Origin of the sequence: Klebsiella oxytoca NBRC 105695 (assembly GCF_001598695.1) — a bacterium.
Classification (GTDB): Bacteria; Pseudomonadota; Gammaproteobacteria; order Enterobacterales; family Enterobacteriaceae; genus Klebsiella; species Klebsiella oxytoca.
This window is the reverse complement of record NZ_BCZK01000003.1, coordinates 274,382-297,532: the sequence shown is the minus strand read 5'-3', so window position 1 is coordinate 297,532 and position 23,151 is coordinate 274,382. Positions and strand designations below refer to the sequence as shown.

Genomic DNA, 23,151 nt, shown 5'->3' with positions numbered 1-23,151 from the left:
CATTATCATCATTGTTGGGCCATCGCCGGTTCTGCCGAGAGTGTCGCCGCAGCGCGTTCCGGACGGCGCGGAATAAACGAAACAAACCAGGCCACCAGCATGGTGAGCGAGCGGAAAATAACCTTCACCGACGGCGGGGAGAACTCCGCCAGGTGACGATATCCACGGAACCCCAGCTTCAGGATGTCCAGCAGGCTTTCCATCGGCTTATCTTCCGGGAAGCTATCCTGCCAAAGCGCCCACGTATCTGCGCGGGCAAACGTACACTGCACAAAATCAATATGTTGTTGATTGCTTAGCGGCAGCAGCTGTAGCCCAACCTCACTGCCGTTGACCCGCGCGACCCGCACCGGGAAGGCATACTCCTGCTGCCCGCGTTTCAGCAGCAGCTTAACGTGCTGGCTTTCCAGCACCTGCGCCTCGCCGTGAATTCTGACGCCGAGGCCGCCGTCGGAGTAATCATGGACGGTACAGGAGAACAGGTGCCCGTCCTCGCGGGCAATCGCCGCCGGCATTGACATCTCCACGCGATGCGAGCGCCGCACCTGCTTGCTTTCAACCGATACCGCCACCGCGCCGCCGAGAATAATCAGGTTATAGAACACCCAGATAATGCTGACCCAGACGGTCAAAATTTCGTTTTCCGGGCCGTACATAAAGCGCCAGATACCCACGCCAACGCCGACCAGGTTCAGCAGCACGAGGTAGATATAGGGACGCGAGATCACCCAGTCGACGTACTCGTCCTCCACCAGGCCGCCTTTTGCCGTCACGTTGAATTTGCCCTTATGCGGGTTAATCAACGCGACAACGGTCGGCGGCGCGATATACCACGCCAGTACCGTTTCATAGATCTCACTCCAGAAAGAGTGGCGGTATTTACCCTGAATCTTCGAGTTAGTCAGGCTGGCGTGAATCATATGCGGTAGCACGAACAGGGCGATCATCAGCGCCGGCGCATAGATGATATAGGCGTGGAGGAGCAGAAACGCCAGCGGCGCGGTCAGGAAGATCAGCCGCGGAATACCGGACAGGAAGTGCAGCATCGCGTTGACGTAGCAGATGCGCTGCGCCAGCTTCAGCCCTTTACCAAACAACGGGTTATCAAGGCGGAATATCTGCACCATCCCGCGCGCCCAGCGGATGCGCTGGCCGATATGCGCCGACAGGCTCTCCGTCGCCAGGCCGGCCGCCTGCGGAATACGCATATAGGCCGAAGTGTGCCCGCGACGGTGCAGGCGCAAAGAGGTGTGGGCGTCTTCGGTGACCGTTTCCACAGCAATGCCGCCGATTTCATCCAGCGGGCCGCGGCGGATCACCGCACAGGAGCCGCAGAAGAAGGTGGCATCCCACATGTCGTTGCCGTCCTGCACCAGGCCATAAAACAGCGTGCCTTCGTTCGGCGTTTTGCGAAAACGCCCCAGGTTACGTTCAAACGGGTCCGGAGAGAAGAAGTGGTGCGGCGTCTGCATCATCGCCAGCTCTTTCTCCTTCAGGAACCAGCCCATGGTCATCTGCAGGAACGAGCGGGTCGGCACGTGGTCGCAGTCGAAAATCGACACAAACTCGCCTTTGGCGTACTTCAGCGCATTGTTGATATTCCCGGCTTTCGCGTGTTCGTGCGTGGTGCGCGCGATGTAATGCACGCCAACGTCTTTGGCGAACTGGCGGAACTCTTCGCGCCCGCCGTCATCGAGGATCCAGATATTAAGCTTGTCCTTCGGCCAGTCGATCCCCTGCGAGGCGTAAATGGTGTTTTTCACCACGTTGAGATCTTCGTTATAAGTCGGCACGAAGATATCGACCGTCGGCCATTGCGCCATATCTTCCGGCAGCGGAACCGGCTGACGGTTCAGCGGCCAGACGACCTGGAAATAGCCCAGTACCAGCACCACCCAGGCGTAGGTTTCAGCGAACAGCAGGATTATCCCGCACACCAGGCTTACGGGGTCGTCCCAGTTTAGCGTCGAGGTGTAGCGCCACCAGATATAGCGGCACGAGACCGTCAGCGAAAGCACGATCAGCATCAGCGCCGAGAAGCGCCCGGGGATGCGCCGTACCAGCAGCGCCACGCCCCACAGCAGCAGCAGAAAAATAAACTGCGAGAGCGGATTAAACGGCTGGGTAATACAGAGTAGCGCCAGGATCAGCGAGAAAAAGGTTATCGTGCCAAGGAGAAGCCGCCGCACTTTTGGATGCAGATGCCCCAGCTCCTTATGCTTATCCAGATGACCGGTGCGGGCGTTGACCTTTTCCGGTAGCTTTTCCAGCCACTGCGCATAGCGCCCCTGCACGCCTTCCAGCGCCGCCAGCGAACGCCAGTTGATCTTTTTATCCGGCTCCGGCACCCGCGTCACCAGCAGCCACAGGGCTTGCAGCAGATAGCGAATCGGGTCCAGCGGGCGCGGTCGATGCGGATTAATATGCGGGAAAAACTCGCCATGATGTTCGCGAATTGCCTGCCAGCGCGGGGTTTCCAGCGGCATAAACGCCCATGCCAGAGATGCCCACAAGCAGCCCAGCGCGGCCGCCAGCCGCGACGCGCCGTGCTGGCGATAATCGCGATAGCGTTCGCTCAACCGCTCTCCAACCGGCGGCGCCAGCAGTAGCGTACTCAGGCGAATCATTCCGCGCCCCTTCCGGCGTAGTGCAGCAGGCACCAGTTGGCCAGCGTCAGTATCTCTTCCGCCGCCAGCGAGTCCTGGCGATATTCGCCGAGCGGTTGCTTCGCCGCCAGACACTCCGCCATCGCTTCATCACGATGAATAGTCACCGGCAAAATGCGGCGCTGGCTCTCCAGCCACAGCTGATAGAGATCCTCCTGCAGCTGGCTGCCGACGCGCAGATCGTTAATCAAAATATCGCTATTGACCGGCAGCGCCTGCTGATGCAGGCGAATATGGCTGTTGCCGTCCGGATGCACCACGACCAGCGTGCGATCGCAGACGTCAATCAGGGAGCGGGTCAGCGGTGAGAACCCGTCCGGCAGATCAATCAGCAGCCAGCGGTGATCGCCCTGCTGATGGAGCTTCTGCACCATCCCGGCCATCGGGGCCAGCGGCGTCTGAAGCTGGTCAATATTCTCGCGCTCGCCCGGCGTTAGCTGGCCAAAGGGCAGCAGATCGATATGCGAGGTGTAGCGCAGCCCGGCGTCTCGCCAGTCGTTCCCGTCGATGAGGGCGCGCGCCCAGCCCGCGTTGTGGCGGTAATCGACGTTGAAAAAGAAGCGCAGCATGTTATCCGGGCTGGCGTCCACCACCAGCACGGTTTCCCCGAGTAATTGCAGCGCCCAGGCCAGCGCAGCGGTGATCGACGTGGTGCCGGTGCCGCCGCGCACGCCTTGTAATCCCAGAATAGCCATCGATGGCTTCCTTACTTTTTCTCTGCTAATTCAGCCAGTAGCGGCCAGCGTTTCAGCGCCGCGGTTAACTGCTCGCGTCGGGAAATATCATGATAATCAATATCAGGCAGGGAAAATGCCCGGCTTAACGCCAGGAAATCATTTTGAAACGTATAGCCCAAAGTCGCATCGGTGGGTACAGCAGGCTCTTTTGCTGGCATTTCTCTGTCCGTTGGAAAAATTAATAAATTATACCGAGAGGCGTTCGTTCATCCTTAAAATAGGTTTACATGCTAAAACTGATGTCCTTTAATTTCAATGTTAGGTTTACTCTGTCGCTTTCGCTAGTAAACTAATCAAGTGTAAAACAGGTCTCACGAGGGACACCGTGGATATCGTATATTCTTTGGGTATTTCATCATTATGGGACGAAGTGTGCCATATGCCCGTTGGCGGCGTGTGGTGGCTCAATGTCGACCGCCATGCGGACGCGGTAAGCTTGCTTAATCATACGCTTGCGGCCCAGGATAAACAGGCTCGCGTTGCGACGATAGCCATGGGTGATAACCCAAATGAAATCATAAAATTAGAAAAAGATCGCGGGCCTGAGAAAATCGCATTATTTACCATGCCGAACCGCTTTGAAGGGCTGGAAGAAATGCACCGCGATTTAGTCTGTTCCCTCGAACCTGGCAATTATTTGTTTATTCTGCTATGTGCTGAAAATGCCTGGCAGAATATTAAAAGCGAACAATTATGCAATTGGGTTGAGAAATCATATCGATGGACTAATTATCATCGTTGTTCATTATTAGTGCTTAATTCCGGGCACGATATCGATAAGCAACTTTCCCCTTTATTACGCGAGTACCGCTCGCTTTCCGGACTGGCAAGTATACGTTACCAGGGAGATAACCACCTGTTCGATATTGCCTGGTGGGGCAGCGAAAAGGGCATCAGCGCCCGGCAGCAGCTCATTGTTTTACACGATGAAAACGGCTGGCGGTTGGCGCAGGACGAGGAAACGGTGGTACAACCGCGCAGCGACGAGAAAACCATCCTCAGCAACCTGCGCGTACTGGAGGGGGCGCCCGCGCTTTCCGAATACTGGACGCTGTTCGAAACCAATGACGCCGTTTTCAACGCCGGCAGAATGGCGCAGGCGGCGACGCTGATTTTCTCCATTACCCAGAACGAACAGATTGAACAGCTGGGACGCTATATCCACACCCTGCGCCGCCAGCGCGGTAGCGCGCTGAAAATTGTCGTGCGCGAGCAAACGCCAAGCCTGCGCGCCACCGATGAACGCCTGCTGCTGAGCAGCGGCGCCAATATGGTTATTCCCAGCGGCGCACCGTTATCGCGCTGCCTCACGCTTATAGAAAGCGTTCAAAAACAGCAGTTTACTCGCCATATTCCGGAGGATTTTAATACTCTGCTGAACTGGAGCCAGCCGCTGAAGCTGCGCGGCTACCAGAAGTGGGATGCCTTCTGCGAAGCGGTGCACAATATTATGGCCAACACCATGCTGCCCGCCGACGGCAAAGGGGTGATGGTGGCGCTGCGCCCGGCGCCCGGTCTGCGCGTAGAGCAGGCGCTGACGCTGTGTAAGCCTAATCGCATGGGCGACATCATGACCATCGGTAATAATCGCCTGGTGCTGTTTCTGTCATTTTGCCGGGTGAACGACCTCGACACCGCGTTAAACCATATCTTCCCTTTACCTACCGGCGATATTTTCTCTAATCGTATGATTTGGTTCGAAGATAAGCAGATAGCGGCTGAAATCCTGCAGATGCGCGGGATTATGCCGGAGAACTGGAATACGCCGCTGCCTGTTTCGCTTGCCAAAAAAACGCCTATCAACGCGACCCACGACGGACGTAGCTGGCGGCGAACCCCCGAGCCGCATCGTCTGTCCATCGACGGGGAGCCAACCTTATGATGTCGATTGCCGATATTATTCAGCTGGTCGTCCTGTGCGCCCTGCTGTTCTTTCCGCTGGGTTACCTTACGCGCCACTACCAGCGGCGAATTCGCACCACGTTAAGACTGATGTTCTTTAAACCCCGTTATGTCAAACCGGCTGGCGTGCTGCGCCGGGAAGCGGCATCCAGGCAAGGCAAATCAACGAAATGACCAAACCTAAAACCCCCTCAGCGTCGCTTCCGCTCTGGCGCTACTGGCGCGGCCTATCTGGCTGGAACTTCTACTTTCTGGTGAAGTTTGCCTTGCTATGGGCGGGATACCTCAATTTTCACCCCATGCTAAACCTGGTGTTTCTGGCCTTTCTGCTGGTGCCGATTCCGCAATATAAGCTGCACCGTATTCGCCACTGGATAGCGATCCCGCTGGGCTTTATGCTGTTCTGGCACGACACCTGGCTGCCCGGCCCGGAAAGCATCGTCAGCCAGGGTTCGCAGATTGCCGGCTTCAGCGCCGACTATATCTGGGATTTGGTAACCCGCTTTATTAACTGGAATATGATTGGCGCGTTCTTCGTGCTGCTGGTTCTGTGGCTGTTTATCAGCCAGTGGCTACGGGTAACGGTATTTGTCTCAGCAATTATGATCTGGCTGGTCGCCAGTCCGCTGCTGCCCTCGTTTACCCTTTGGCCGGCAGGTCAGCCGACGACCGCGGCGGCGAATAACGCGCCGAATACCGGTGGCGGGGCAATCGTCGCGACCAACGCCGCCCCGGCGAATAACGATATCCCTGCACAAACGGAGCCGCCGACATCGGCCAATCTGACCAACTGGCTGAATACCTTTTACGCCTCTGAGCAGAAACGCAAAACCACGTTTCCTGATGCACTCCCGGCCGATGCCCAGCCGTTTGATGTCTTGATCATCAACATCTGCTCGCTCTCATGGTCGGATATCGAAGCAGCGGGATTGATGGAGCATCCGCTGTGGAAGCATTTTGACCTGCTGTTCAAAAACTTTAACTCGGCGACCTCTTACAGCGGGCCGGCAGCGGCGCGTCTGCTGCGCGCCAGCTGCGGCCAGCTCTCTCACGCCAACCTTTATCAACCCTCAGGCAGCGAATGCTATCTGTTTGAAAACCTGGCGAAGCTGGGCTTCACCCAGCAGCTGATGCTCGGTCACAACGGTGTCTTCGGCGACTTCCTGAAAGAGCTTCGTTCGTTGGGCGGTATCCAGAGCCCATTGATGGATCAAAGCGGCCTGCCGGTCATTCTGCAGGGCTTTGACGGCTCACCGGTCTATGATGACCAGGCGACGCTGAACCGCTGGCTGCAGTCGCTGGATAAACTGAATACGCCGCGCACGGCGACCTTCTACAACACGCTGCCGCTGCACGACGGCAACCACTATCCGGGCCAGAGCAAAACCGCGGACTATAAAGCCCGTGCGCAGAAGTTCTTCGACGAACTGGACAGTTTCTTTACTGAGCTGGAGAAATCGGGACGCAAGGTGATGGTCATCGTCGTGCCTGAACACGGCGCGGCATTAAAAGGCGATAAAATGCAGGTCTCCGGTCTGCGCGATATTCCCAGCCCATCCATTACCAACGTGCCGGCGGCGGTGAAATTCTTCGGCATTAAGGCAAGACATCCCGATGCGCCGATTATCATCAGCCAGCCAAGCAGCTACCTGGCGGTTTCTGAGCTGGTGGTTCGCGCCCTCGACGGCAAGATGTTTGATGAGAATGACATCAACTGGCAGCAGTACATTGCCAACCTGCCGCAGAGCGCGGCGGTGTCGGAAAACTCCAACGCCATCGTCATTCAGTATCAGGGTAAACCGTATGTTCAGCTGAACGGCGGCAGTTGGGTACCTTATCCGCAATAAAACGAAAAAGGCCGCAGGATGTTACCCCTGCGGCCCCGTTCGGGCGCATGCTGCCACTTAGGCAGACAGATGCCCACCGGTCGTCTACTTGCGATTATCCATCCAGCTCACGATGATGCTGACCAGAATGCCAGCAATGATCGGAGCCGCCAGATCCTCCCACAGCAGCAGACCCCACTGAGCGAGCGTCATACAGCCGCCTTATTGCAATGGCAACCGTTCGCGGCTATCCTCGAATTGTCTAGGTTCGAGATTAGCCCCCGAAACGTTGCCAGGTTATACCAAACAACGTGCGGGGGTTTTCTCTTTCCAGCAACCCATCAATCGATGCCGCCGGGGTTCAAGCCCCCGCAACATTGCGCCTCACCGGGCGAGCCCGGCTTGCCGACGATTCTACTGGCCCGATCGGCTACCCGCACTCCGCCATTACGCACCATGCGAGACGCATTCCAGGAAAGTGTTTTGTTGCTGCAACAAAACGAAAAAGGCCGCAGGATGTTACCCCTGCGGCCCCGTTCGGGCGCATGCTGCCACTAAGGCAGGCAGATGCCCACCGGTCGTCTACTTGCGATTATCCATCCAGCTCACGATGATGCTGACCAGAATGCCAGCAATGACCGGAGCCGCCAGATCGTCCCACATCAGCAGACCCCACTGAGCAAGCGTCATACAGCCGCCTTATTGCAATGGCAACCGTTCGCGGCTATCCTCGAATTGTTGAGGTTCGAGATTAGCCCCCGAGACGTTGCCAGGTTGATACCAAACAACGTGCGGGGGTTTTCTCTTTCCAGCAACCTATCAATCGATGCCGCCGGGGTTCAAGCCCCCGCAACATTGCGCCTCACCGGGCAAGCCGGCTTGCCCACAATTCTACGGCGCCCTTCAGATCTCAGCACCCGGCTCGACTGCGTTATTCGAGGCGCATTCCACAGTTTACGACCGTTCTTTCTTTGCCAGCCATACCAGCAGCTTCAGGCTGGCGGAGTAATAGTCGTCCTGGGAATTAATCTGCGGCTCAGCCTGCTCTTCACCAAGGGTTAAATCGCGTACCGCCAATAGCCCGCCGGTCATAAACCACGGCGCGGCCTCATTGGTATTGACGTTTATCCAGGCCGGCGTCTGCAGACGCGGATAGCGCTGAAACCAGTTTTTCCACGGCGTCAGCAGGCTGCTTTGCGGGTCGTCCCAGTAGACATACATAGGAATGCGGATAGCATCGAAGCTCATCCGCGTCGGCCACTCTTTTGCCGGCTCCATCTTGCCGTCCGCTCTTAAGGCGACCCAGTCGCTGGGTAGCTGCGATTTCCCCCACGCCATCTTCCCCAGCAGCGCCTGAGCATCACTCTTCAGCTTTCGCCAGGCGGTCAAATGAGTACGCGCCGCGAAGGCCTGCCAGGCGGGAAAGATAAAGTAGGATGGATTCAGATTCAGATGGTCGTTGAGATAAAATCCCTTTGCGCCCGGGAGCATCACCTGACGGTCGGCGAAGGTCACCACCGTATGCTTCAGCAGCGAAGCGGTTATCGCATCCGAAGCGGTACCGTAGGTTTTTTCATGCCACTGCTGCTGCGCGCGCAGCAGCGCCCAGGCAATCAGGGTATCGCCATCGGTGGCGTCATTTTTATCCGCCACCGGATCGGGCGCCACCGGGTTATAGCGCCAGTAAAACAGCCCGTTATCTTTGTTGCGCAGGGTTTTATCTGTCCACTGCCAGAGCTTGTCAAAGGCGGGACGATCGTCGTTGGCCACCGCTAACAGCATGGCAAAACCCTGCCCTTCAGTATGAGAGACGTTGCCGTTACCGGTATCAACAATACGCCCGTCCGGCATCATAAAACGCGATTTATAACTTTCCCACGCCGTATCGGCCCACGCGTGGGGAAGCATCATCACCGTCGTTACCACGACTGTCGCTAAAGCACGCAAGGACATAAATTCACCCATTAGGGATGGAAGTAAAGAAACTGAACGTCAGAGACTGAAAACAGCCGCTCACGCTGTAAAACCACGTGCGCCGCGCCGCCCTGTCCCTGTAACCAGCGGGAATAGAGCCCCTCGAGTATGGCACAAAATGCATTACACCAGCGGATGCGCCGCGCTTCATCGCGGCTGACCGGCAGAGCCTGATGGCGTAATCGCAGGCCTTCATCGTTCACCTCGACGCTGACGAAGCCCCACTGAAAGCGGCTTAGCAGCGCATTCATGTTGGTCTCCAGCTGGCCGAGAGTCTCAGACTCCGGCAGCGGATGTTCATCGGCCAGCGCCTCGCCCATCTGCCGCAGAAAGGGCTGGCTCTCCAGCTCACCCGCGTTGTTGACCATACCATCAACCATAATGAGCAGCAGATCGAACCATCCGGCAGGCGTTTGCTGCTGCTGAAACCACGTCATAACCTGCGCGTTATTATTGTCCGTCACGATCAGTTATCTCCCAGCATGTAGCGGATATAGAGACCAGCGGTGCTCTCGTTATAATCGCCGAAGGTGTCATAGCCAACCTGACCACCGAGCGTCATTTGTTTGTTGACTTTGTAATCTGCGCCGGCGCGTAGGGTATAGCCGATACCGCTCTTCGAAGTGGCTGAATAGTAGGCTTCTTTGGCAAAACCGTTGCTCACTGCGGTCTCGAGGGCCTGCTGCCACCCGGCGTTAGTCGGGAAATAAGCGCTCTTATCCTGGCTATAGGATTGATAGCCCACCGAGCCGCCAAGTTTCATCGTCCAGTTGTCATATTTTTCCGTCAGGCTCACCGGCAGCGATACGCTGACGTAGTTCTGCGGGCTGAAGTAGCCCCCTTGCCCGTAGGTGAAGTAGCTCAGGTTTTTCGAGTAATCCATGTAACTCATGCTCAACCCGGTCTGCAGCTGACGATACTCATCGTGGTAAGGCCGCAAATAAACTCCGGCGTTGGCGTTTATGCTGGTATTGCTGGCGACGTTTTGTCCCAGGTAGCTATAGCCCCCGCCGCCGACGTAGAAACCGGCATCGCCGTCGTCATAGCTTAGCTGCAGGGTACCGCCGTTTTTGGTCACCTGCCCCCAGGTCTTGCCGGAATAGGAATCCTTCAGCCCTACCCAGGAGAGCAGACTGTCGGTCAGCGACCGACGCTCGCCGGTAAAAATCAACGACAGATAGTTGGTCAGCTTCGGCGACCACTTTACGCCGCCCACCACGGTATTTAGATCCTGGCCCAGAGGCGTGCTGCCGATATCGACGCGGTATTCGTCGCCGCTCAGCGCCAGAGCCAGCTCCACGCCGTTGGCTTTTTGTGAATCGGTTGAGCCGCTCGCCTGATCGACATTCGGCTTCAGGCTGGAAGAGGCCAGATAGCTGGCGACCTGCCCGGAATCGTAAGTTCCGAGTTTCGCCAGATTCTCCATGCCGCTGCTGGTGGTGGCATTAAAGTCAGAGGCCTTGAGCGTGCCCAGACCGCTCAAGGCTTCCGCCCCCGGATTGTTGGCAAAGTACGTCGTGCGCTCGGTCGCGGTCATCGCCGCAATCGCCGCCTGCTCGCTGGTCGCGGTGGAAATCATATTGGAGACTGCATTGGATAGCGGGTTCGCGCCGTAACGCCGCCAGGCGTCGCCGGTCGCCGTCCCCGCGTTCAGCGTAATCGGCGTAACGGTAAAATCGAAACGCGAATCACCAAACGGCGATGAGGACCAGGTGAGCGGGGTTTTTATCTCGCTGAGCTTACTGGTGCCGGATTCGCCGTCGCGACCGCGAACCTCCATGCCCCCCTGCAGCCAGGTGCCGGTTTTTTCCTGCAACGTCTCCATCATGGTATCCACCTGGCGCAGCATCCGGGTCTGGGCGGTTTCGACCGGCAGATCGGTGCGCTGGATCCCCGGCAGCGCGCCGCCATCCCCGGTCGATACCTGAGAGACCTGCCACGGCATATATTGCCCGTAGGCGGAGGCCGCACGCGTCGCCCCGGGGGTACGCGAAACGCCGACAAACGGATTATCCGCCGCCAGCGCGCCGCCCACGGTCGGCGTTTGCGCGCCATTGCTGCTCTGTTGTCCCAGCAGCCTGCCGCGGGCGCTGCGCAGGTAAGTCATCGCCTGCTGATGATGCCCCTGCGACTCGGCAACGCGCGCCAGCAGCAGCAAACGGTCCGGCGAATTATCCGGGCGCAGTCCACCCGCCAGCTGCGCCGCCCGTTCGCTATTCCCCGCCGAGAGTGCGACATCAATAGCCCCGCTGCGCGCATCCTGCGTCGGCGTATCGCGGGTCATCAGATAGTCATAGACGACACCGGCCTCTTTGTTCATTTTGCCGCTCTGATAGAGCCGCGCCATAGCGAACATCAGATCGGTATTTTGCGGGTCGTTCTGCATCGCGCCCATCAGCTTGTCATACGCTGCCGCGTAGTTGCCCTGCTCGCGCAGATGGTCCGCTTCGTTAATCACATAACCGTTGCGAATACTGGCCAGCTGCGTCGGCGTACTGCTTGCCTGCAGCTGCGGGTTAGTGAGCAGACTCTGCGCTTCGGTTGTCAGGCCCGCCTGGTTAAGTACCGTCACCTGATCGGCATAATCCCCGGCATTACCTGAGATACCGCCGTTAATATTGTTGCGCACCAGCGATACCGCGGTGGTGACATCGCCACTCTGGGCCAGCAGCCGCGCCAGTTTACCCACATACGCCGGGGCTTCAGGCGGCGTTGCGGTCATCGTCCTGAGCGTATTAGCAGCGGCAACGGTATTGCCCTGCGCCAGATAGCTCTCCGCCGTCGCCAGCTGCAGGTTGTAGTTCACCCGTTGTTTCAGGTCGCGCATCTGGCTGGTCTGACTGGCGGGGGGAATTCTTGCCAGCAGGGTTTGCGCCTGCTGCCAGCCGCCGTTCTCGCTGGCAAAAAGTGCCGCAGCGTACAGCGAGCTGGCGCCGGCGCCGGGACGCCAGGCGGCGCCCATAACCGCATTTGCCTCACCGTCGTTACCGGCTTTTTGCAGCATACGGGCCAGATCGAGGCGCATCCACGCATCGTCCGGATAGCGAGAAAGCCCCTGGCGCAGCATGGCGATAGCCGCCGTCACGTTACCGGCGCTGGCCTGCTCCTGCGCCTGGCGACGCAGCGAATCGCCGGGCTGTCCGATGACCACCCGCGGCTGCAGTTTTTGCTGCAGGCTTTCCGGCAGCGTGCGCAGCATCGCCTGCGCTTCTGCCGTTTTATTCTGTTCGCGCAGAACGTAATAGAGATTCTCCCGCGCCGGGCCGTTTTGCGGCTGGTCGTTGAGCAGCGCCCGTAGCGTTTGTTCGGCCTGCGGCAAATCTTTGTTATGGCGCAGAACGTCGGCGCGGAACAGCTTCGCCGCCGTGCCCTGCGTCCCGCTCTGCTGCGCCAGCGGCGCAGAGAGCGCCAGCGCCTGGCTAATATTCCCTTGCTTGTAAGCCTGCTGCGCCTGAGCGAGCTGCCCGTAAAACAGCGCATCCGCCGCCTGCTGACGACGGGTTTCCGAGCCATCGCCGCCGAGATCCGCCGCCCGGCTCAAATACTGAGAGGCCGCCTGAAAATCGCCGCTGCGCTGGGCGATATAGCCCATTCCGGCCAGCGCGTCAGCGTCCTGCGGGTTGCTTTGCAGAACCTGTTCAAACTGCTGCTTCGCCGCGGCGGTATTGCCGCTGTTGAGGTCAGAATAGCCCTGGCCGCGCGCCTGACCGCTGCGCCGTTCGCGAAAGTAGTTCTGGACTTCAGTATCCTGCGGATGACGCTGCATCCAGGTGTCGTAAAACGGCTCATCCCCCGGCTGCGGCCCCAGCCACAGCAGCGCCTGACGCAGCCCGCTATCGGCTTCTTTGCTGCCGCTGGCCATCGGCTCCAGCATGGCGATGCCTTCCCGGCGGGTCTCTTCGCGCCAGGTGAGCACTTTGCCCAGGGCAACGCGCGGCGCGTTCTCCTGCGGATGCTGCGCGACGTATTGACGTAGTTCGCTCAACGCCTGTGGGTAGAGCGCCTTGTCGCTGGCCATGGTCATATAGTATTCGGCCGCCAGCCCGGAAGGCGGAACGTTGCCGTTAAACATACTCCGCCAGGTCGCCAGCGCGGCGGGAACATTGCCGCTGCGCGCCTGCTGTCTGGCCAGAGTGAGCTGTCCCTGCGGCACCTGCGCCATTTTTTTTGCGCTATCCAGATCCTGTAGTCCGGGGCTGTCGGGCGCCGCTTTCTCCAGCCGCGCCCGCCACTGGGCTGCGGCCTGCAGATTGCCCCCCTGCTGCGCCCATAGCGCCATCAGGTACAGCGCCTGAGCGTTGTTGGCATCCACCGATAGCACTTTTTGCAGCGATTCCATCGCCAGTTCGTCATGCGATTTTTCGTGCCAGTAGTTGGCCTGTGCGAACAACGCTTGTAGCGCGGCATCGTTACCCGCCGCGTGCGCTCCGCCGAATGCGCCAAGCGTCAGCGCGCCGGACAGGCACAGCGTAGAAAATTGACGGGCTGCATGGGTATTCATTCTGCTGGCTCTTTTCATTGGCTCTCTCCCGAATCCAGGCGCTTACGAGCATGACGTTTAAACATGGCGGTCAGCGCCAGACCCAGAATCGATGTCGTAATCAACCCCAGCACCGCCAGCAGCCCGGAGTGCTGATTGGCGTACCATACCGCCATCATGTACCACGGCATCTGGCCGCTGGGGAACGGCGTGCTGACCTGGAAGCTACGCACGCCGTTATCGCTGGTGATCACTGCCGTATCGCCGCGAATACCGGCATTGATACGCGGGGAATTAAGATCGTCTTCCAGTTTCGCCAGCTGATCGTCGCTGCTGGCCATCGCCACCACCACCACCCGCTGCGGGTTCCACGGTGAGCGATAGCTGATAAAACCGCGCCAGGCGCTGCTGGAGGAGAAATAGCGGTCGGCATCGACGCCGTCAGAAGCCCAGTCGCCGCTCAGCCTGCGCTGAATCTTTTCCCACAGCGTCGGTTCACGTACGCTCAGCAGGTTATCGACCGGGGCGTAGGGGGAATAGGCCAGCAGGCGCTGGTTAAACGCTTGTTGCTCGAGGGAACTGACCGCCAGCACGTCGCGATCGCGCAGCAGCGGCGCATTGGCGCCGCCGTCAGGAACGCCCAATATTACGCGGTTGTTGGCTAACGCTTTGCCGGTTGAATTACCCGAACGGGCTGCCAGATTCAGCATCATCGCCACCTGGGTTTCCGAAGGCTGTTCCGGCAGCAGCAGCGTAGTTTGCGAATAATCCGCTAACCGGGAGAACGGGAACGAAGCGCCGACAAAATAGGAAAGATTCGGCAGCAGCGAGAAGTGCCGCGTACCGCTCAAATCGATCCACGAATCGTCGGTGATTCGACTCTTGATAGTGCTGTTCAGCAGGAGCGAACAGGGCGCGTTATCCTTCGGCACCAGGTTGAAATAGAGAGATAGCTGGTTATCACCGTAAATCAGATACGGCGCCAGCGGGATAGTAAACCGTTCCTGACGCGCGTCGCCGCCCAGATGCCGCCAGAGCTTCTCCAGCGGCCCCTGTTTGTTCATCGGTAGATTATTAAGGAAGGTGTTGTTCAGCGTCACGCTCAGCAGCGACTTATCCTCGTTAATCCAGTTCTCCGACGGGAAACGATAGCCAATTTGCAGGGGGATAGTTTCTCCATCCCACAGATAAAGATCCGGCGCGGCGCGAAAGGCCACGCGCAGCGGTTCATGCCACACGCCGCTAACGGTCATACTTTGATCCTGACGGATCAGCTCGCTGATTTTTACCGGACGATCGGTGGCGATCCAGCGCGGCGCATCGTAGGGCTTGCCGACGGGAATCGCCTGCGGATCCACGGTCATGCTGGCCGTCTGCGGGGCGAAATCGCCGCGGGTCAGGCGCCACGCGGCCATGCGCAGTGCGGCGTCATTCTGGCCGACGATCAGCAGCAGCTTATAAGCCGGATTACCGGGATTTTCCACGATCCGCAGCAGCGGTTTGTCGGTTTGCGGCAGCGTCAGGCCGCCCACCCGATCCCCGGGATGACCGATGATAATCCCGTGTTTCTCGGGCAGGCGATCGCGCAGCGCGTCAAAAGCGATACCGCGATAGTCGGCCTGAATACCCAGCCATGACGACACCAGCGCCGCTGCGCTGAAAATATCCGCCGTTGGTTTCTCCGGATACGCGATAGCGATATCCGCTGGCGTCATCTGCATACGGTCGAAAAACGGGCGCGGGAAGTGGCCCAAATCGTTGCTGATATTGAGCTGCTGGCTCTCCCAGCTAAAGTGGGAGCCGGGCAGAATGGTTACCCGCGAGGTGTCGTGAATATCGAGCCGGCACTGCAGCGCATCGCCGTCGTTAATCTTAAAGCTCAGGTTGTTGCTGGACACCATCAGCGCCGCCGGGATATCCAGCTGGTAGTGCGAAATATCCTCGCCATCAGCCCCCAGCGGCAAGGTGCCGAGCGGCTGGCCGTTGAGCATTAATTGCAGCGTGGCGTTGCGGGACGCCATCTCCGGCGAAACCTTGACCTCCAGCATCAGCTGGGCGTGGGTGACCACCTGATCGGAGGGGAGCGTAAAGCTGGCGCCGCCCTGATTTTGTCCACCGCTGAGGATAATGCCGTCCGGCATGCCCATCTGCATCAGGTTAAGATTGCCGCCAACGATCGGCGTAAGCGGTACCGTATCAGGGACAACAGGCGTTATCGGCGGCAGCGCGGGTAGCGAATCCGGCTGAGCGGCGTTTGCCGACGCGGCTTCCGTCGTCGCCGGTGAATTCGCTTCGCTAGCGGGCGCCGATGCGCTGTTCGCAGCCGCATCTGGAAGCGGAAAGTTAAGCTCCGGCAATGAATCTGCGGGCATCTCCTCGCTGTGCAGCGCTGGCGCAGAGAGCACTCCAACCAGCAGCGCGAGCGTCGTTAAGGATTTCATAGACTGCCATCCTCCTGCGCGGGGTTTGCCGCAGAGGGCTGACGACGCTGGCTGCGGCGCGTCTTCCACGTCAGCCAGAAGAGTTCAAATACGCAGCGTAAAATCGTGGCGAAAGAGCGGAACGGGTTGTCCTGCGGGCGCGGCGGATTAATCCACGCATCGGCGCGGGCCAGCACCACCCGCACCAGTTCACGGCGACGGGAAAGCTGAATGTTTTCATCAAATTGCAGGCGGATAAACCGATCGTCAGCGGTGACCTGGCGTACCGGGATCGAAATCGCTCCGGACTGAAGAATTAGCTCAATCTCTTCGATTTCATCCTCCAGGTGACGCTTATCCGGCGCGCTTACGCGGCAACCGCCCATGGACAGATCTGCGGTGTGGCTGCGGGAGACAATGCCGCTGGTGTAGTGGATAAGCACCGGGATATCGACATCAATACGAATCGTTTTTCGTACCTGACGGGTTTCGCGCGCCACGGCAATGGCGGCCAGCAGGAAAATCAGGCTGTAAATCCCCCAACCGACGTTCAGCGCGATAACGTTCGGGTCTGAGCCAAAATAGTCGTGACCGATGGCGCGGACGATACCAACCACCACCCCCAGGCCCAGCAGGCAGGCGACGACCAGGTGTGGCCTGACGACGGTAAAGTCGAAGTAGCCCACGTCCAGCAGGCCGCCTTTATCGGTCACGTTGAATTTTCCGCGTTTGGGGAAAATCATGGTGACCAGCGTTGGCAGCACCAGGTGGAAGGCCAGCACGATATCGTAGATTTCGCCCCAGAAACTGTAGCGATAGCGGCCGTTCATGCGCGATCCGACATAGATCGCGAGGAACAGATGCGGCAGCGCGTAGGAAACAATCAGGCTCGCCGAGGAGTAGATGATATTCAGGTTGAACAGCAGATAGGCCAGCGGTGCGGTGACAAAGACCACGCGCGGCAGAGCGAACTGATAATAGAGCATGGCGCTGAGGTAGCACAGGCGCTGCTGGAACGTTAGCCCACGCCCAAGTAGCGGGTTATCCAGACGGAAAATTTGCGTCATCCCGCGGGCCCAGCGGGTACGCTGAATGACGTGCACCACCAGGCGTTCGGTAGCCAAACCTGCCGCCAGAGGAATATCCAGGAACGCCGATTTCCAGCCCAGACGCTGGAACTTCAGCGCGGTATGGGCGTCTTCGGTGACGGTCTCAACCGCAAAGCCACCGATCTGCTCCAGCGCAGCGCGGCGAATAACCGCGCAGGAACCGCAGAAGAAGGTCGCATTCCAGTTGTCGTTTCCCTGCTGAATCGGACCATAAAACAGCATCCCTTCGTTGGGAATATTGCGGCCGACGGAGAGATTGCGCTCGAAGGGATCCGGCGAGTAAAAATAGTGCGGCGTCTGCACCAGCGCCAGCATCGGGTCTTTGAGGAATCCCCCCACCGTTGCCTGCAAGAAGACGCGGGTTGCCACGTGGTCGCAGTCAAAAACGCAGATCAGCTCGCCGTTGGTTAGCGTCATCGCGTGGTTGAGGTTGCCTGCCTTGGCGTGTTTGTTATCGTTGCGGGTGATATACCCTACCCCAACGTCGGCGGCGAATACCGCGAATTCGTTACGCTTGCCGTCATCCAGCAAATAGATTTTTAATTTATCTTTTGGATAATCAATACATTGCGCAGCGAGCACGGTATCACGCACCACTTCAAGCGGTTCGTTATAGCTGGGAATATAGATATCTACCGTCGGCCACTGGCTCATATCATCGGGCAACGGGACGATTTCACGCTTCAGCGGCCAGACCGTTTGCAGGTAGTTCAGCAGCAACATCACCCAGATATAGACTTCCGCCAGAAACAACCCCATTCCCAGAATCGCTTCGATGGTGGAGTTGAAATGCAGGGTCTGCGTCAGACGAAAATACATATAACGGGTCGACATCAACAGCGATGTCACCACCATAATGACGGAAACGCTGCGGTTTTTACTGAAACCCATAACAAAGAGAATACCGATGCTCAGCAGGCCAAAAATAGACTGCTTTTGGCTGTCCATCGGCGTAATCACCACCAGCACGGCAATGGGCGCAAGCACCAATACCAGCGCCCAGAAAAGCGTTTTTTTCATTGAGCAGCCCTGCAGTTAAATTAAAGACCTGACCTGCGAGGCTGGCTGTGCACCGTGCCGTCGCCGATATTGATACCCAACTGCGCAGAGATTTTTTTGGCAATAATTTCAATATCAAAGGCGGCTGCGGAGGATGAGTTAAAGTCGAGGATCGACTTCTGGGAGGCATTTGCCTCCACCACGCTTTCATCACGATGAATAATGCCCAGCAGACGATCGCCCAGCTTTTCTTCCATCAACGCCGTGACATCGCGACTGACCTGGCGACGGTTATCGCTCTGGTTAATCACAAAATAGTGACCGTGTTTAGCGTTGAGAGCGCCTCCGGTCAGGCGCTGCTTTACCACGTGCGACAATGCGGACATCGATGCGGTATCCGCCAGCAGCGGTACCAGATGCATGTCGGCCAGCGAAGTCAGCGCCTTTAGCGCGGGTGAAGGGCCCGGCGGCAGGTCGGCAACGGTAATCAGCCCAGGATAGTTAAGCAGTGCCGCCAGCCCGCGCGTCAGGAAATGCGCGTCATGGGTCAGACGCTCATCGAACGCCTGTCGCTGCGCCTCGCTCACCTCGCCGTAGGGCAAAACGAAAATATTGCTGCCGGCGCTTAACACGCACTGGCTCCAGTCATGGAGCTCCAGCGCTTTTGCGGCATACCCACGCTCATCGCCGAGAGGCACGCCAAAATGCAGGCGCAGCGCGTTCTGCACATCAAAATCCAGAGCGAGGACTTTGCTGCCTGCGCGGGCCAACGCCCAGGCCAGGTTTGCCGCCAGGGTCGTCTTTCCTACGCCGCCTTTCGGCGAACACACGCAGATCAACGGCATGTCGCAATCCTTTCTAAGAGTGATTTCAGGGGCTGATCTTTATCTTTCGCCGCTGGCGCCACCGTTTTTGCCGCAAAGAGATGGGCAAAACCGTCCACCGTCGGCGCTATCGCCGGGCGAGGTCTGACAGCCGGAGCTGGCACGTGGTCAGATAGCGGCGCAACAGGTTGCGATACGGCTGTCCGGAACGCTTGCCCGGTCGCGGCCTCGCCTGCCTGCACTATCGGTTCTACGGCAACCGGAGCAATATGACTCACCGCGGGAACAGGCTGCGGCGCGGATGGGGCTGCAGGGTCGGGAATCATTACCGACGGCGCAACCGACGATGTCGCCGGCGCGGTCTGAATGGCTGTCCGCTCCACCTGATGAAACATATTGGCCGGCACCAGCTGCGGCAGAGGTAAAGATACCGATCCGCCCATAGCCAAAGAGGATGCTTGCTCCGCAGGAATAAGCTGATTGAGAATAACCCAATCGCCTTTTTCACCGGCGCCGGTTTCTGATGAGAGGTCCTTGAATGGGAGACTGTGTGTCCGCGTCTTTTCCTTAAAGCGCTGCAAATCATCATAATGGTTCATAGATAACCTCATGATTTTAAATACATCATATTTAATCTGTTTTAATTGTCATGCTATGCCGCCAGAGCATAGTTTAATGGGTTGTTTTTTGGGGAGTTACGCCCGTCACGATACGCTAACTTTAGTATTAATTTGATTATTTTGAATAAGCCTGACTGGTTTAATTCCATAGCGGTAGTGCGGCTACACTAACAGCTCTTTTTCAAAATGATAGCCCCATTTTTTGGGCGGCAGCGTCATCAATCCCCCCGCAACCTGCCGGGCTATCAGCAGACCGTAGTTTTTTATGCCGTTTAACTTTTAAAAACCGTGTAATACGCGCCGACTGAATGCGAAAGAGAAAACATTTTAATATTTTTTAATGTCTTTAGTAATCACCTGCCACGCTTAATTAAAATAATAAATAACACCGCGGCGCAAAATAAATAGCTCAGGATGTTAGCCAAAAACCAGGAATATAAAGCGTTGACCGAACAACAAGGAACAACTTCATGAATCACCTTTGCTGCTTACCCGCTCCAACCAAAGAAAGAACGAAGATAAAACAAAATATTTTCATGTAGTTATCTCGAACTCCCGCAATAACTATTGTACTGGCGTAGGGTGCCAGCATTGTTCGTTGTAGGTTTGTTCCAACAGCGCTGAGTCCGGGATAAAAAAAGCCGAAGCACAGGCTTCGGCTTTGATTATCGGTTACCTGGATCAGCTCAGCGGCTTCTCGCCGTTTTGATCCTGGTCGACCGCAAAGCAGGCCACCAGTTGGCCGCTGTAGTCTTTCAGCTGCGGTTGAAGCTGGGTACATGGGCCAAAACGGCGGCGACAGCGGGCGTTAAACGCGCATCCCGGCGGCGGATTCAGTGGGCTCGGCAGCTCGCCGGTGAGCTTGATACGCTCGCGGCGGTCATCCGGATTCAGACGCGGCGTGGCTGACAGTAGCGCCTGAGTGTACGGATGCTGCGGGTTATTGAAGATTTGATCCTTCGTCCCTTTCTCCACGCAGCGGCCCAGATACATCACCATGACTTCATCAGCGATATGCTCCACGACCGACAAATCGTGAGAGATGAAGACGTAAGAAAGCCCCATATCCTGCTGTAAATCCATCATCAGGTTCAGCACCTGCGCGCGCACCGAAACGTCCAGCGCGGAGACCGGTTCATCGGCGATCACCACGTCCGGGTCAAGCATCAGACCGCGGGCAATGGCGATACGCTGACGCTGGCCGCCGGAGAACATATGCGGATAACGGTCGTAATGTTCGGTTTTCAGACCCACTTTCGCCATCATCGCCAGCGCCTTCTCCCGGCGCTGCTCTTTGCTCAAGCTGGTGTTGATCTGCAGCGGCTCCTCGAGAATCTGCCCCACCTTTTTACGCGGGTTAAGCGAACCGTAGGGATTCTGGAACACAATCTGGATTTTCTGCCGGCGCAGCTTCTGCGCCTGCGGATCGTGCTTCAACAGGTCCTGTCCCTGGTAGTAAAGCTCCCCGCCGGTGGGAATTTCAATCATCGTCAGCAGACGACCGAGCGTCGACTTGCCGCAGCCAGACTCCCCCACCACCGCCAGCGTTTTACCGCGTTCAAGGGTAAACGAAACGCCGTCCAGCGCTTTGACCAGGCGTTCCGGCGCAAACAGCCCCTTCTTCACCGGGTAGTATTTTTTCAGATCGGTGGCCAGCAACAGAGGCTGTTGCGTGGTGGCCTCATGCGTACTCATAGCCCAGGCCTCCCGGCATCATCAAGTGGGTAATGGCATTTCGACTGGCGACCGCCGTTAAGCAGGTTCAGCTCAGGTTCTTCACTGCGGCATTTGTCTGTCGCATAGGGGCAGCGCGGATTAAGCAAACAGCCGTTCGGACGGTCGTATTTACCCGGCACCACGCCCGGCAGCGAGGCAAGGCGCGCTTTATCCTGAGCGAACTCCGGCAGCGCGCGCAGCAGCGCCTGCGTATAGGGGTGGCGAGGCGCGCGGAAGATATCCTGCGCGTCGCCGGTTTCCACCACCTGCCCCGCGTACATGACGATGATTTTGTGCGCCGCTTCGGCCACCAGCGCCAGATCGTGGGTGATCAGGATCAGCGCCATATTCTCTTTTTGCTGCAGCTCCAGCAGCAGTTCAATGATCTGCGCCTGGATAGTCACATCCAGCGCCGTCGTGGGTTCATCGGCAATCAGCAGCTTTGGCCGACAGGCGATGGCCATCGCAATCATCACGCGCTGGCTCATACCGCCGGAAAGCTGATGCGGATAGACATCAAGACGCGAAGCCGGGTCGGGGATACCGACCAGCGTCAGCAGGTCAATCGCCCGCTGCACGCGGGTTTTCTTGTTGCCGCCCTGGTGCACCTTAATGGCTTCCATGATCTGGTAGCCGACTGTATAGCACGGATTCAGGCTGGTCATCGGGTCCTGGAAGATCATCGCCACTTCCGCGCCCACCAGCTGGCGGCGCTCTTTTTCGGAAATGCGCTTCAGGTCGCGACCGTTAAACTCCAGCTTTTCAGCCATTACCCGGCCGGGATAGTCAATCAGCCCCATAATCGCCAAAGAGCTAACCGATTTACCCGAACCGGACTCGCCGACGATACCAACCACTTCACCCTGATTTACGCTGTAGCTCACGCGATCTACGGCGCGGAACGGCGTCCCTTCGTCGCCGAAGTGCACCGAGAGTTTATCTACATTTAATAACGCCATCTCGAACCTCTTACTGCTTCAGTTTGGGATCGAGCGCGTCACGCAGACCGTCACCCATCAGGTTAAATGCCAGCACCGTCAGCAGGATAGCGACACCGGGAAAGGTGACGACCCACCAGGCGCTCTGCGCGAACTGCAACACGTCGGAGAGCATCGTGCCCCACTCCGGTGTCGGCGGCTGCGCACCCATGCCAAGGAAGCCAAGAGCGGCCATATCGAGAATGGCGTTAGAGAAGCCCAGAGACGCCTGAACAATCAGCGGCGCAAGGCAGTTAGGAAGAATGTTGATGAACATCTGACGCATCGCGCCGGCCCCCGCCACGCGGGAAGCGGTGACGTAATCGCGGTTCACCTCTACCAGCACCGCCGCGCGGGTCAGACGCACGTAGTGCGGCAGGGCGACAAAGGTCAGCGCTATAGAGGCATTGACGATCGACGGGCCGAAGATGGCCACCAGCACCAGCGCCAGCAGCAGACTTGGCAGGGCCAGCATAATGTCGACAACGCGCATAATGACCGAGTCAATCACGCCGCCAAAATAGCCCGCGACAAGACCGAGCACCACACCGAGGATCAGCGATAGCACAACGACCAGACAGCCTACCAGCAGCGACAGGCGCGCGCCGTACATCAGGCGCGACAGGATATCGCGGCCAACGTCATCGGTGCCGAGCAGGTGGGACATGCTGCCGCCCTCCTGCCAGAACGGCGGAGCCAGCAGCGCATCGCGGAACTGATCCGCCGGATTGTAAGGCGCGAGGAAGTTGGCAAAGACGGCGATGATGATCATCACCGCGACATAGGCCAGCCCCACGACGGCGCCTTTATTACGTTTAAAATAGTGCCAGAACTCCTGCAACGGGGTCATTGGCACCGGCGCGGCGACAACTTTATTTTCAGTAAATTGTGACATGATGGC

At 57.9% G+C, this 23,151-nt stretch carries 17 protein-coding genes and 1 pseudogene; 3 read left to right on the top strand and 15 right to left on the bottom strand.

Going from position 1 to position 23,151, the window contains the following annotated elements; translation table 11 throughout:
* Window positions 1–8: 8 nt before the first annotated feature.
* The 3 genes from bcsA (KO1_RS07235) to bcsR are packed head-to-tail and all read right to left on the bottom strand — an operon-like array spanning window position 9 to window position 3,561.
* The gene (bcsA, locus tag KO1_RS07235) at window positions 9–2,627 is read right to left on the bottom strand and encodes a UDP-forming cellulose synthase catalytic subunit (RefSeq protein WP_004106709.1); all 2,619 of its coding nucleotides are present in this window, start codon (window positions 2,625–2,627) and stop codon (window positions 9–11) included.
* A complete protein-coding gene (gene bcsQ, locus KO1_RS07230; RefSeq protein WP_004106711.1) occupies window positions 2,624–3,361 on the bottom strand; it encodes a cellulose biosynthesis protein BcsQ in 738 nt (245 codons plus the stop codon). Before bcsQ (KO1_RS07230) ends, bcsA (KO1_RS07235) begins: the two co-directional genes overlap by 4 nt.
* A gap of 11 nt (window positions 3,362–3,372) precedes the next feature.
* Window positions 3,373–3,561: a cellulose biosynthesis protein BcsR gene (bcsR, locus tag KO1_RS07225; protein ID WP_004106713.1), complete on the bottom strand. Its 189-nt coding sequence runs from the start codon at window positions 3,559–3,561 to the stop codon at window positions 3,373–3,375.
* Window positions 3,562–3,728: 167 nt separating this feature from the next.
* Between bcsR and bcsE the strand changes: the two genes are divergently transcribed.
* From bcsE to bcsG, 3 genes are read left to right on the top strand one after another with little or no spacing between them, the layout of a single operon-like run.
* Complete coding sequence (gene bcsE, locus KO1_RS07220) at window positions 3,729–5,285, top strand: cellulose biosynthesis protein BcsE (protein WP_004106714.1); 1,557 nt, start codon at window positions 3,729–3,731, stop codon at window positions 5,283–5,285.
* Window positions 5,282–5,479: a cellulose biosynthesis protein BcsF gene (gene bcsF, locus KO1_RS07215; protein ID WP_004106715.1), complete on the top strand. Its 198-nt coding sequence runs from the start codon at window positions 5,282–5,284 to the stop codon at window positions 5,477–5,479. The genes bcsE and bcsF overlap by 4 nt, the downstream gene beginning before the upstream one ends.
* On the top strand, window positions 5,476–7,152 hold the full coding sequence (bcsG, locus tag KO1_RS07210) for a cellulose biosynthesis protein BcsG (protein ID WP_004106716.1): 1,677 nt from the start codon (window positions 5,476–5,478) through the stop codon (window positions 7,150–7,152). Before bcsF ends, bcsG begins: the two co-directional genes overlap by 4 nt.
* An 84-nt stretch (window positions 7,153–7,236) precedes the next feature.
* On the opposite strand, the gene KO1_RS07205 is transcribed toward bcsG, so the two are convergent.
* The 12 genes and pseudogenes from KO1_RS07205 to dppC form a co-directional block, all read right to left on the bottom strand.
* Window positions 7,237–7,344 (bottom strand): type I toxin-antitoxin system toxin Ldr family protein, encoded by a 108-nt coding sequence (locus KO1_RS07205; RefSeq protein WP_032692263.1) that lies wholly within the window; start codon window positions 7,342–7,344, stop codon window positions 7,237–7,239.
* Window positions 7,345–7,713: 369 nt separating this feature from the next.
* Window positions 7,714–7,821 (bottom strand): type I toxin-antitoxin system toxin Ldr family protein, encoded by a 108-nt coding sequence (locus tag KO1_RS07200; protein ID WP_064406865.1) that lies wholly within the window; start codon window positions 7,819–7,821, stop codon window positions 7,714–7,716.
* A gap of 264 nt (window positions 7,822–8,085) precedes the next feature.
* Window positions 8,086–9,084, bottom strand: a complete 999-nt coding sequence (locus tag KO1_RS07195) for a family 8 glycosyl hydrolase (RefSeq protein ID WP_016807736.1) — start codon at window positions 9,082–9,084, stop codon at window positions 8,086–8,088.
* Window positions 9,085–9,095: 11 nt separating this feature from the next.
* The gene (gene bcsD / locus KO1_RS07190) at window positions 9,096–9,572 is read right to left on the bottom strand and encodes a cellulose biosynthesis protein BcsD (protein WP_024274803.1); all 477 of its coding nucleotides are present in this window, start codon (window positions 9,570–9,572) and stop codon (window positions 9,096–9,098) included.
* The gene (locus KO1_RS07185) at window positions 9,572–13,624 is read right to left on the bottom strand and encodes a cellulose biosynthesis protein BcsC (RefSeq protein WP_004106722.1); all 4,053 of its coding nucleotides are present in this window, start codon (window positions 13,622–13,624) and stop codon (window positions 9,572–9,574) included. The genes bcsD and KO1_RS07185 overlap by 1 nt, the downstream gene beginning before the upstream one ends.
* A complete protein-coding gene (gene bcsB, locus KO1_RS07180; protein ID WP_004106723.1) occupies window positions 13,621–16,026 on the bottom strand; it encodes a cellulose biosynthesis cyclic di-GMP-binding regulatory protein BcsB in 2,406 nt (801 codons plus the stop codon). Before bcsB ends, KO1_RS07185 begins: the two co-directional genes overlap by 4 nt.
* Complete coding sequence (gene bcsA, locus KO1_RS07175; RefSeq protein ID WP_004106724.1) at window positions 16,023–18,134, bottom strand: UDP-forming cellulose synthase catalytic subunit; 2,112 nt, start codon at window positions 18,132–18,134, stop codon at window positions 16,023–16,025. The genes bcsB and bcsA (KO1_RS07175) overlap by 4 nt, the downstream gene beginning before the upstream one ends.
* A 20-nt stretch (window positions 18,135–18,154) precedes the next feature.
* Window positions 18,155–18,947 (bottom strand): annotated as a pseudogene (gene bcsQ, locus KO1_RS07170) (cellulose biosynthesis protein BcsQ).
* 1 nt (window position 18,948) lies between these two features.
* Window positions 18,949–19,536, bottom strand: coding sequence for a cellulose biosynthesis protein BcsO (bcsO, locus tag KO1_RS07165; protein WP_049094282.1), 588 nt, complete (start codon window positions 19,534–19,536; stop codon window positions 18,949–18,951).
* 702 nt (window positions 19,537–20,238) lie between these two features.
* Window positions 20,239–21,252, bottom strand: coding sequence for a dipeptide ABC transporter ATP-binding subunit DppF (dppF, locus tag KO1_RS07160; RefSeq protein ID WP_004106735.1), 1,014 nt, complete (start codon window positions 21,250–21,252; stop codon window positions 20,239–20,241).
* On the bottom strand, window positions 21,249–22,232 hold the full coding sequence (gene dppD, locus KO1_RS07155) for a dipeptide ABC transporter ATP-binding protein (RefSeq protein ID WP_004116296.1): 984 nt from the start codon (window positions 22,230–22,232) through the stop codon (window positions 21,249–21,251). Before dppD ends, dppF begins: the two co-directional genes overlap by 4 nt.
* Before the next feature lie 10 nt (window positions 22,233–22,242).
* Window positions 22,243–23,145, bottom strand: a complete 903-nt coding sequence (gene dppC / locus KO1_RS07150) for a dipeptide ABC transporter permease DppC (RefSeq protein ID WP_023321752.1) — start codon at window positions 23,143–23,145, stop codon at window positions 22,243–22,245.
* Window positions 23,146–23,151 lie beyond the last annotated feature (6 nt).

Bases quoted from the DNA above. Each gene is read 5' to 3' on its own strand.
- bcsG (WP_004106716.1), top strand. From the start codon at position 5,476: ATGACCAAACCTAAAACCCCCTCAGCGTCGCTTCCGCTCTGGCGCTAC.
- bcsO (WP_049094282.1), bottom strand. From the start codon at position 19,536: ATGAACCATTATGATGATTTGCAGCGCTTTAAGGAAAAGACGCGGACA.
- bcsB (WP_004106723.1), bottom strand. From the start codon at position 16,026: ATGAAATCCTTAACGACGCTCGCGCTGCTGGTTGGAGTGCTCTCTGCG.
- dppF (WP_004106735.1), bottom strand. From the start codon at position 21,252: ATGAGTACGCATGAGGCCACCACGCAACAGCCTCTGTTGCTGGCCACC.
- bcsQ (WP_004106711.1), bottom strand. From the start codon at position 3,361: ATGGCTATTCTGGGATTACAAGGCGTGCGCGGCGGCACCGGCACCACG.
- dppD (WP_004116296.1), bottom strand. From the start codon at position 22,232: ATGGCGTTATTAAATGTAGATAAACTCTCGGTGCACTTCGGCGACGAA.
- KO1_RS07195 (WP_016807736.1), bottom strand. From the start codon at position 9,084: ATGTCCTTGCGTGCTTTAGCGACAGTCGTGGTAACGACGGTGATGATG.
- KO1_RS07205 (WP_032692263.1), bottom strand. From the start codon at position 7,344: ATGACGCTCGCTCAGTGGGGTCTGCTGCTGTGGGAGGATCTGGCGGCT.
- KO1_RS07185 (WP_004106722.1), bottom strand. From the start codon at position 13,624: ATGAAAAGAGCCAGCAGAATGAATACCCATGCAGCCCGTCAATTTTCT.
- bcsR (WP_004106713.1), bottom strand. From the start codon at position 3,561: ATGCCAGCAAAAGAGCCTGCTGTACCCACCGATGCGACTTTGGGCTAT.
- bcsF (WP_004106715.1), top strand. From the start codon at position 5,282: ATGATGTCGATTGCCGATATTATTCAGCTGGTCGTCCTGTGCGCCCTG.
- dppC (WP_023321752.1), bottom strand. From the start codon at position 23,145: ATGTCACAATTTACTGAAAATAAAGTTGTCGCCGCGCCGGTGCCAATG.
- KO1_RS07200 (WP_064406865.1), bottom strand. From the start codon at position 7,821: ATGACGCTTGCTCAGTGGGGTCTGCTGATGTGGGACGATCTGGCGGCT.
- bcsA (WP_004106709.1), bottom strand. From the start codon at position 2,627: ATGATTCGCCTGAGTACGCTACTGCTGGCGCCGCCGGTTGGAGAGCGG.
- bcsA (WP_004106724.1), bottom strand. From the start codon at position 18,134: ATGAAAAAAACGCTTTTCTGGGCGCTGGTATTGGTGCTTGCGCCCATT.